We start from the raw sequence: 9,756 nt of genomic DNA on the forward strand, positions 1-9,756 counted from the left end.
GGCAACGTGGCCGACATCACCATGGCGCTGCCCCTGCTGTGCGCTGTGGTGCCGCCCAAGCGTCTGATCGCCGACAAGGCCTACGACGCACAGAGCTTGAGAGATTGGCTGAAGAGCCACCGGGTGATCGCCACCATCCCATCCACGGCCACCCGGACGGTACCCTATAAGCACAGCCGGGTCGCCTACCGACGGCGCAATCGGATCGAGCGGCTGTTCGGCCACCTCAAAAACTGGCGGCGCGTCGCGACCCGCTACGATCGCCTAGCCTGCAACTATCTCGCAGCCGTCGCGCTAGTTTCCTCTGTCATCGCATGGACCTGAATGAGTCCCCTACCTAGGCTGCACCCCGTTAACTTACGCCGGTTTGAACATCGGCCGCTTTGTCTGCTTTGCGAATTCCCGAGCGACGCTCTGGACGTCCGGGAGGGGTCGGGTGCGGTACACCCGCTTGGGGTGGAAAGCGGGCAGTCTGGTTCCGGAGGCTCAGAACAGAGAAGCGGCCATCGCCATCGCGCGCTTGGCCGTCCTTTCCCTGCGAACTGGAAGGTCTGCCGTTCGGATCAATCAGGCCGCGAACTGCCGCAGCGCCCGGGTCACCTCGTCCCGCTTGTACGGCTTGGAGAAGAACACGCCGCGCACCGGGAGATCCTCGGGCGTGGGACGGTGCTTACCCGAGATGATGATCAGTTCGATGGGCGGCCAGCGGTCACGGATCATGGCCGCGAGCTTCATCCCGTCGACGCCGCCGGGCATGTCGATGTCCGTGAACACCACCCGGATGTCGAGGCGGTTCTCCAGGATGCGCACCGCCTCGTCGGCGCTGCGAGCCTCGACCACGTCGAACCCCGCCATCTCGACGAGATCGACCGCCATCATGCGCTGAAGGGGCTCGTCCTCGACCACGAGGATCACGGCGGAGGCCGCTGGCATCGCTTGTCCCATGACGGCTTCCTAGGACTGATGGATCTGCGCGAGCGGCGCGCGCATCTCGGCCCGGAAACCGGTGGGCTGGTAGCGTAGGTCGACGTCGCCCGTTCCGACCAATCCGAGACGGATCAGTCGCGAGCCGAAGCCGCGTCTGGCGGGTTCCTTAACGGGCGGCCCACCGCTCTCCTCCCAGTCGAGCACTAGGTCACCTTCATCGCTATCGCCATCGACGCGCCAACTGACTCCGACGTGGCCCTCGTCGTTGGAGAGAGCCCCGTACTTCGTCGCGTTAGTCGCGAGTTCGTGCAGCAGAAGAGAGACAGATAGGGTCGCGCGCGGCCCAAGCGAGACCTGCGGCCCAGAAACCTTGAGCCGTGTGGTTTGGGCGAAGGTGCGCAGAACCGCGCTGGCGACCGCGTCCAGGGGGGCCGCCGTCCATTCCTGCTGCAGCAGGACGTCGTGGGCCGCCGAGAGCGCGTGGATGCGCTGCTCGAACGCCTCGACCGGTTCTCGGTCGGGCACCGTCTTCAGGGTCTGGGTCGCGATGGAGAGGACCATGGCCAGCATGTTCTTCATGCGGTGGCTCAGTTCCTGGTTGAGCACTCTCTGCTGCTCCTCCGCCTCCAGGCGACCGATGGCGGCCCGGGTGCGGTCGGCGACGTTGCGCAGGAAAGCCTGCTCCTCAGCCGTCCAAGCGTGCGGTTCGGCCTTCAAGGCGAAGAAAAGGGTGACGAACTGCCCGTGCTCCATCAGCGGGATATTGGCGATGGACCGGACGCCGACGGCGGCCAGGGCGTCGCTGCCGCCGGCCGTGCGCGGATCGTCCGTCGCATCGGCGATGAACACGGCCCGGCCCGCCTTGAGGTCGTCGACGTAAGACCCGTAGCTCCGGAAAGGGTACACGCCGTTCAGGCGATCGACGCCCTCAGCGACGTGGTCGTCGGCGATGGTGACGGTGTCGCGCACACGGTCGACATCGCCGTACCCCACGTGGCTGAGCCCTAGCGTCCGCGCCAGGATGTCCGCCGCGACCGGAGCGACATCCGCCTTGGCGGTGACGTGGCGCAGCCGGTCGCCGAGTTCGATCAGGGCGTTGCGGCGTTCCTCGGCTTGCTTGCGCTCGGTGATGTCGATGAACATCACGGCGAGGCGCTGATCCGCCTCCTTATGGCCGTGTGCTTCGAAGGTGCGGTTCAGGGCGGGCACGGCGACCTCGAACGTCGCGGGCTCGCCGGTGTCGACCACGCCCGCGTAGATGTCGATCAGCCATTGCGGGATGGTCGGGATCACTTCGCGGATGGTCCTGCCCACGGTTTGGTTCGCCGGTAGGCTCGACTGGATCTCGAAGGCGGGATTGACCTCCAGGAAGCGCACATCGACCGCGTGACCCTCGTCGTCCCGCAGGATCTCGGCGGAGAAGAACCCCTCGTGCATGCTGGTGAACAGACTCCGCCAGCGGTCCTCGCTCGCCGTGGCGGCGCGCTCGGCATCCTTCTGGACCGTGATGTCCCGTGAGACCGAGAGCAGCTTCTCGGGGACGCCTTGCGCGTCGAGGATCGGCGTGACCTGGACATCCCACCAGCGCGGGTTACCGGCCATGGTGCTAGCCCCGCCCTGGAAGCGGCCGACGCCTCCTGCCTTGGCCGCCACGACGGCAGCCTTGGCGTCCGCGTTGCCCTGGCCCTGCCAGAAGTCCGGCCAAGGGCAGCCGCGGATGGCGTTGAAGTCGCCGACCTCCATCACGCGCTTGCCACCCTCGCTCATGAACGTGAGGCGCGTATCCAGGTCGAGGACCTTGATGCAGTCGGCGGACGAGGCGAGCACGCTGCGCATGAACGCGGCCTCCTCACGCCTCTCCCTGAGGGCGCGCCGCAGTTCGAGCTGCGTCATCACCTGATGCGCGAGGACGCGCAGGGTCTGCTGCTGGACGGCGGTGAGATCGCGCGGCTCGTAGTCGAGCACGCAAACGGTGCCGATGGCATGGCCCTCGGCGGTCTTCAGGAGCGCCCCGGCGTAGAACTTCAGATGGGGCTCGCCGGCGACCAGCGGATTGCACGCGAAGCGCGTGTCGCGGGTGGCGTCCGGGACGAGGAGGAACTCCTCTTCCAGGATCGCGCAGGCGCAGAACGAGCTGTCGAGCGGCGTCTCGCGCACGCCGAGGCCGACTTCCGCCTTGAAGAACTGGCGGCCCTCGCCGATCAGGTTCACGACCGCGATGGGCGTGCCGCAGACCGCCGAAGCGAGTGCGGCGATCTCGTCGAACCCCGGTTCACGCGGCGTGTCGAGGATCTGGTAGCGGTGAAGGGCCGCCAAGCGGGCGTCCTCGGCGTCGAGGCCAGCGACAGCCACGGGCGACTTTACTGGTTCAATCATGAACGAGGTCGCTGCCGATCTGCGTGCCCGAACTCACTGTCAACCTGTGTAGCGGTAGGAAGTGTGCGTTCTGGAATGGGGAGATTTTCTGAGGGTTGTGGAGGGGCATCGGCGACAGGCGGTGTCGAGTGACATGCCCTTTACCACAGGAGCTTCGATTGCGCATGAGACGATTGCGCGAGGGCTGAGCGGCCCACAGGACACCGGTCCTCGTACGAGCGGTTCGGGCCGGTCGACCGGGGCCAAAGCCGATACCGTGCAGCGTCCGACCCATGACCGCTTTCGGGCAGCTTAGAAGGCTGTCCGCGCTTCTGAGTTGGGTCGGGTGCGGTACAACCGCTCGGGGTGGTTTCCCGACCATCCGCTTCCGAATGGTCGATGTATAGAAGCAGACCTACCCACGGCGACCATTTACTTCCCCACTGAACTTTTGAGCAGCTTGTCCCGAGGTGTTGGGGAATGAAACATACCTCCTAGGAAAGCCGGGAAGGCGTTCGTATTCTGGTTGCCGTGTCGGCTCTCCGGCCACAACGCCGTGACGACGGAACGCTCGACAGAAAACTTCCGCAGGACAGGCATCAGCGCACCTCGCTCGACGTGGAACGCGACGACATACGACAGCGAGATGCCGATGCCGCCGACCACGAGGATGGCCGCGACCGCATCGCTGAAGTCTGCGACGCCGCCGGCGTTCGGCGTGAGATCAACCGCGCGGCCGCCGATCTGGAACGGCCAGCGCAAAGCCTGGCCCGCACTCTGGAAGCGGAAATTCACGCAGTCGTGGTGGATGTGGTCGTCCGGATGCTGCGGTGTCCCGCGCTGCTCCAGGTAGATTTGGGACGCGAAAGCGCAGAGCCGATGCGGCGCGAGACGCCGGGAGAGCAAGCGGGAGCCGGACAGTTCGCCCACGCGGATCGCCACGTCAATGCCCTCCTCGATGAGGTCGGCGACGCGGTCCCTACGGCGCTGGTCGACAAATAGTTTGGGGTGGCGCTTCACGGATTGCAGCCCCGGCGGTGTGCAAGGCTGGTCAGGAACCTTCCTCGGGGTAAACGCACTTGGATTAGCCACGAGAGGCGCCGCGGCCGCGGTAAACGGAAGAGAAGCATCCTTCGTGTCGGGGGACGAACTGAAGACCCTCTCCCGTGGGGAGCTCGAGGCCGAGATCCTGCGTCTGCGCGGGTCCGAGGCCGCCATCCGTCAGAGGGAGGAGCGTTTCCGGACGATCCTGGAGACGGTCGATGCGGCCTTCGCCATCGTCGAGGTCAAGTTCGACGCCGAGGACCGGCCGGTCGACTACCGCTTCGTAGAGGCCAACCCTGCCTTCGAGCGCGAGTCGGGCGTCAACCTTCGCGGCAAGTGGGTAACCGAGTTCGCCCCTGACCTGGAGCCCTTCTGGTTCGAGACTTACGGGCGGGTCGCCAAGGCCCGGGAACCCGCGAACTTCGAGAGCTATGCTGAGGCGTTCTCGCGCTGGTTCGACGTGCGCGCTGTTCCCGTCGGTGACCCTGCGGACCGGCAGATTGCCATCATCTTCAACAACGTGACCGCCCGACGCGAGGCCGAAGAGCGCCTGCGCGCCAGCGAGGCGCTCGCACGGGCTAACATCGAGCGCGTGCAACTCGCCCTGGCCGCTGGCGCGATCATCGGCACGTGGCACTGGGACCTACCGTCCGACCGGTTCACGGTCGACGAAGCCTTCGCCCGAAGCTTCGGGCTCGATCCAGCGCTCGGCCGCGAGGGCATCCCGCTGGCGCAGATCGTAGCCACCGTACATCCTGACGACCAAGCGGGTTTGGCGGAAGCGATCAACGAGGCCGTCGGCCGTGGCGGCGCCTATGCGCACCAGTACCGGGTGCGCCGGTTGGACGGGCGCTACTACTGGATCGAAGCCAATGGCCGGGTCGACCACGCGCCGGACGGCACGCCCCTGAGCTTTCCCGGCGTGCTCCTCGACGTCGAGGAGCGTCGTGTTGTCGAACAGGAGCGGGACCGGGCCATCACCCAGTTGCGCGCCCTCACCGAAACTCTCGAGCAGCGCGTCGGCGAGCGCACGGCCGAGCTGATGAACGCTGAGGAGCAACTCCGCCAATCGCAGAAGATGGAGGCGGTCGGGCAACTCACGGGAGGGCTTGCCCACGACTTCAACAACCTGCTGGCCGGCATCTCCGGCAGCTTGGAGTTGATGGGCACCCGTATCGAGCAGGGGCGCCTCAAGGACGTCGACAAGTATATGGCCGCCGCGCAGGGGGCGACGAAGCGGGCGGCGGCGCTGACCCACCGCCTGCTGGCCTTCTCGCGTCGGCAGACGCTCGCGCCGAAAGGCACCGACGTGAACGCCCTGGTCGATGGCATGCTCGACCTGATCCGGCGGACGGTCGGGCCGAGCGTTCAGCTTGAGACGGCCGGACCCACGGACCTATGGCCGGCTCTGGTCGACCCGTCCCAGCTCGAGAACGCGCTGCTGAACCTCTGCATCAACGGCCGCGACGCGATGCCGGACGGGGGGCGCATCGTCATCGAGACCGGCAACCGTCGGATCACTCCCCGAGTCGCCGAGCGACAGGATATGCCGGCCGGTGAGTACCTGTCGCTGAGCGTCTCGGACACCGGCACCGGCATGCCCCCGGAAGTGGTGGCGAAGGCGTTCGACCCATTCTTCACGACCAAGCCGCTCGGCCAGGGGACCGGCCTTGGCCTGTCGATGATCTACGGCTTCGTCAAGCAGTCCGGCGGGCAGGTCCGCATCCACTCGAACGAGGGGCAGGGCACAACGGTCACGGTCTACCTCCCGCGCCACAGGGGCAAGGCTGAGCGTGACGAGGCCCTGCCGGAGGAAGGATCCCCGGCATTGGCACAGGCCGGCGAGACCGTCCTTGTGGTGGACGACGAGCCCAGCGTGCGCATGCTGGTGACGGACGTGCTGAGCGACCTCGGCTACACCGCCGTGGAGGCTGCGGATGGGGCGGGCGGTCTTAAGGTGCTCCAGTCCGACGCCCGTATTGACTTGCTCGTCACCGATGTGGGCCTGCCCAATGGCTTGAACGGCCGTCAGATGGCCGACGCCGCTCGGGTCTCGCGGCCCGGCCTCAAGGTTCTGTTCATCACCGGCTACGCCGAGAGCACGCTGCTGACGGACGGCCAGATGGAACCGGGGATGGCCGTCCTGACCAAGCCGTTCGCCGTCGATGCGCTGGCATCGCGCATCCGCGATTTGATCGCGAATTGACGGTAACCTGACACCCCTGTCGAAGGACTGGCGCACGGCTGCTTTGCAGAGCCGCCGGTTGTGGTTCGGACGACAGCAATGGGTCGGTCACGGGAGGACCCCTCTGGGTAGATTTCAGTCAGCTTAGGTTCTGAAAGTCGTCAAAGAGGATATCGCCGTCCCGCCCACTCGCCGCCCGCACCGACATTGTGGCAGCCAAGCCGAATGTGTTCAGACTTAGCCGGCCTGACGGCCGGGGCTACGTTTGGTCCGGCTCGGTCGTGGGAGCGGCGACAACGCCCATCCCGCTGCCCATCTCCGTCCCGGTATGGGGCGGCACGCCGCTCGGGAGCACGGGAGCGCCTGAGGGCTCGTCCTGTACCTGTGCGAGGCCAGCTTCCACCTCATGGATGAGGTCTGCAAAGTCGTAGGGCTTGCTGAGCAGTCGCGTGCCCGGCGGCAACTCCTCTCGGAGATCTGATCCGGCTCCCGAGGTGACGATAATGCCGACAGTGGGCCAACGGTGATGAACGAGGTGGGCAAGGGCAACACCATCGCCCACGATGCCGCGTCCAGTGATCAGCATGCTCACAGGCATCGGTCCTTCGAGAACCACCAGCGCCTCGGCCGCTGTGCGGACCTCTATGGTCTGGAAGCCGACGTCTTCCAGCATGTCGGCCGTGACCATACGGACGACCTCATCAGCCTCCGCGATGAGGATGGCTAAAGGCCTGCTGTTAGCCAAAACCGTGCTCCGTATGATCAGGCCGGGAGCGCTCACCGCTCTCAGGCACTGACGGCCGGGTCCGAAGCCAGTGATGATCCCTTATGCGCTATTTATTCGCCCAGGGCGATGACCGTGGTTTGTGGCGGCTCGTCACCTACGGGCGTACCCTGGCAAGGCCGCCTTCCCCGAACGGACGTCGCCGGGCTGTCGATGAATGGCGGCTTTCGGGAAGCGTCAATGCCGATCTGTACGGCCCGAGTGGGTCGGTCGCGGAATGACCGGAAAGGGTGGAAAGCCGGCGGTCCGCTCTGGAACAGCAAGCGCATCGGAGCGGACGTCGCGGTCCCACCCAATTCCGACCCTAAGCCGCAGCAGTGCCGGTCGGATCAAACGTGGTCATCACTGGGCGGAACGCCGTGACCAGATCAGGGTCGAGCCGGCCTGTCATAGACTGCACGATCCCGTAGGCCTGCCTTCCCGGCATCGGTGCCCGGTACGGCCGCCGCTCGATCAGCGCGCCGTAAATGTCGCAGATCGTTACCAGCCGGACGAGGTCCGAGATCTCAGGTGCCCGCAGCCCGTCCGGGTAGCCGGAGCCATCGAGCATCTCGTGATGCGAGCGGACCACCTGCAGCATCTCCCGCGAGAAGCCGCTATCCACCAGCATGTCGTAGCCCAGCGCCGCGTGCGTCCGCATCACCGTCATCTCTTCGTCGGTGAGCCGCCCGGGCTTGTTCAGGATCGCGGTCGAGATCCGGGTTTTGCCGACGTCGTGCAGCAGCGCCGCCTTGGTCAGGCGGTAGCTGTCCAGATCGGCAAACCCGAGCTTCGCCGCGAACGCGGCAGCGAGACCAGTGACGATCAGGCAGTGCCGGTGCGTGGCCTCGTCGAAGCGCTGTACCGCCCCGATCCACTCGCGGAGGCCACAATGCTGCACGGCTCGGGCGATCAGGCCGGTGCCGGTGCTCGCGAGCTCGGGCGTGACCATCTGGCCGGAGAAGAAGGTCCTGTCGAAGAACTGCCGGGCCTCGTCCGCCATCCGGGCAGCGACGGCGGAGCCACCGACCTCCAGAAGGTGGTCGATCCGAGCCAGCAGGCGCTCAAGCATGGTCAGGGCCGGGAGGATGTCGGTCGGAGCGAGGAGTCGAGCCTGGGCCTCAGCGCGAGCGGCGTTACCGTGGGTCAGGAACAGAAAAGGGGCACCGGCCCCGCGCAGCGGCTCTAGCATCCGCTGCAGGCGCGCGATCGCCTCGGAGGTAAGCTGAGCGACGTCGCCGACGATCAGATCCGGCTGCACCGACGGCAGGCTGTCATCGTACAGGTCCTGGACGGTACAGCGCCGGGTCGGGCCGAGGGAACGCGCAAGGCGACCGGTCCGGGCCAGGTCGTCGGAGATCAACAACAGCCTGCCCAAGCCGGCCTCCATCTGATGCTGGGGCCGGTCTTACGTCCGGCCCGAAGTCGTGAGCGCAGTCAGAGGGTCGCTGGGTACCGCTGCGCTAGGCCGGCGAGGCCGTGCACGGTGTGAGCGAAGCTCTGCGCCGTGTTGGCGAGGCTCTCGGTCTTGATGACGAAGTCTCGCAGGACTTCACGCATGTCCGGATCCCGGAGATCGAGCTTGATCAACGTGAGATCCAGATCCTCGATCGCGCGTTCCAAGGCGCAAGTCAGTTCGAGCAGCCTGTCGCCACCTGCTTGGATGTGAGGGGCTCGGGGGCCGAGATCCGCGCCACGTTCGTGCGCGGCGGCTAAGTCCGCGTGCAGTCGGTCGAACTGGTGCGTGCCGTGAGGCCGGACCGGGAGGGCGAGGATCTCGACCATAGCCATCTCAGGCGGCGCGGACGGTGGCGAGGAAGCGGGCGACCTCGGCACCGAGATGCTCGGATTGCCGCGACAGCTCCGAGGCCGCCGACAGGACCTGCGAGGCCGCCGCCCCCGTCTCCTCCGAAGCCTGCGCCACGCCGGCGATGTTGCCCGTCACTTCGTTCGTCCCCGCCGAGGCCTGGGCCACGTTGCGCACGATCTCCTGGGTCGCCGCCCCCTGCTCCTCGACGGCGGCCGCGATCGAAGTCGCCACGCTGTCGATCTCCCGGATCCGCCCGGTGATCCCGCCGATCGCCGTCACCGCCTGCGCGGTCACACCCTGGACCTCGCCGATCTGACGGCTGATCTCTTCCGTCGTTTTGGCAGTCTGGTCGGCGAGCGCCTTCACCTCGGTGGCCACGACCGCGAAGCCCCGCCCGGCCGCGCCGGCGCGGGCCGCCTCGATCGTGGCGTTGAGCGCCAGCAGGTTGGTCTGGGCGGCGATCCCCGAGATCATCCCGACCATGTCGCCGATCCGCGCGGCGTTCTGACTGAGCGCCTGGACGAGGTGGGCGGTCTGGTCGGCTTCGCCCACCGCGGCCTGGGCGAGGTGGGCCGAGCCGGTCACCTGCCGGCCGATCTCCTGCACGGAGGAGCCGAGTTCCTCGGCCGCGGCCGCGACCGTGTTGACGTTGGTCGACGCCTCCTCGGCGGC

Annotated in this window: 9 protein-coding genes; 2 read left to right on the plus strand and 7 right to left on the minus strand. The window is 66.8% G+C overall.

Annotated elements, in window-relative coordinates; all coding sequences use genetic code 11:
* On the plus strand, positions 1 to 324 hold a 324-nt coding region (locus BLW78_RS30380; protein ID WP_139307803.1), incomplete at its 5' end, for a transposase.
* A 243-nt stretch (positions 325 to 567) separates the two neighbouring features.
* On the opposite strand, the gene BLW78_RS30385 is transcribed toward BLW78_RS30380, so the two are convergent.
* The 3 genes from BLW78_RS30385 to BLW78_RS30395 all read right to left on the minus strand — a co-directional run bounded on the left by BLW78_RS30385 (position 568) and on the right by BLW78_RS30395 (position 4,302).
* Positions 568 to 933, minus strand: coding sequence for a response regulator (locus BLW78_RS30385; protein WP_020095764.1), 366 nt, complete (start codon positions 931 to 933; stop codon positions 568 to 570).
* A 21-nt stretch (positions 934 to 954) separates the two neighbouring features.
* Complete coding sequence (locus BLW78_RS30390) at positions 955 to 3,243, minus strand: HWE histidine kinase domain-containing protein (RefSeq protein WP_244527119.1); 2,289 nt, start codon at positions 3,241 to 3,243, stop codon at positions 955 to 957.
* 471 nt (positions 3,244 to 3,714) lie between these two features.
* Positions 3,715 to 4,302, minus strand: coding sequence for a substrate binding domain-containing protein (locus tag BLW78_RS30395; RefSeq protein ID WP_091684033.1), 588 nt, complete (start codon positions 4,300 to 4,302; stop codon positions 3,715 to 3,717).
* A 115-nt stretch (positions 4,303 to 4,417) separates the two neighbouring features.
* Between BLW78_RS30395 and BLW78_RS30400 the strand changes: the two genes are divergently transcribed.
* A complete protein-coding gene (locus BLW78_RS30400) occupies positions 4,418 to 6,532 on the plus strand; it encodes an ATP-binding protein (protein ID WP_091684035.1) in 2,115 nt (704 codons plus the stop codon).
* 238 nt (positions 6,533 to 6,770) lie between these two features.
* Here BLW78_RS30400 and BLW78_RS30405 read toward each other — a convergent pair whose 3' ends face one another.
* From BLW78_RS30405 to BLW78_RS30420, 4 genes are all read right to left on the minus strand, one after another.
* Entirely contained in the window at positions 6,771 to 7,256 is a 486-nt protein-coding gene (locus BLW78_RS30405) for a response regulator (protein ID WP_091684037.1), read from the minus strand.
* Positions 7,257 to 7,599: 343 nt separating this feature from the next.
* On the minus strand, positions 7,600 to 8,652 hold the full coding sequence (locus BLW78_RS30410; RefSeq protein ID WP_244527120.1) for an HD-GYP domain-containing protein: 1,053 nt from the start codon (positions 8,650 to 8,652) through the stop codon (positions 7,600 to 7,602).
* A gap of 59 nt (positions 8,653 to 8,711) precedes the next feature.
* Entirely contained in the window at positions 8,712 to 9,059 is a 348-nt protein-coding gene (locus tag BLW78_RS30415; protein WP_091684041.1) for a hypothetical protein, read from the minus strand.
* 7 nt (positions 9,060 to 9,066) lie between these two features.
* Positions 9,067 to 9,756: methyl-accepting chemotaxis protein (locus BLW78_RS30420; protein ID WP_244527121.1), on the minus strand; the 690-nt coding region annotated here is incomplete at its 5' end.

The sequence above is a fragment of the Methylobacterium sp. 275MFSha3.1 genome (assembly GCF_900108435.1).
Taxonomy (GTDB): Bacteria; Pseudomonadota; Alphaproteobacteria; order Rhizobiales; family Beijerinckiaceae; genus Methylobacterium.

Coding starts and splice junctions, on each gene's coding strand:
- BLW78_RS30385 (WP_020095764.1), bottom strand. CDS start 933: ATGCCAGCGGCCTCCGCCGTGATCCTCGTGGTCGAGGACGAGCCCCTT.
- BLW78_RS30415 (WP_091684041.1), bottom strand. CDS start 9,059: ATGGTCGAGATCCTCGCCCTCCCGGTCCGGCCTCACGGCACGCACCAG.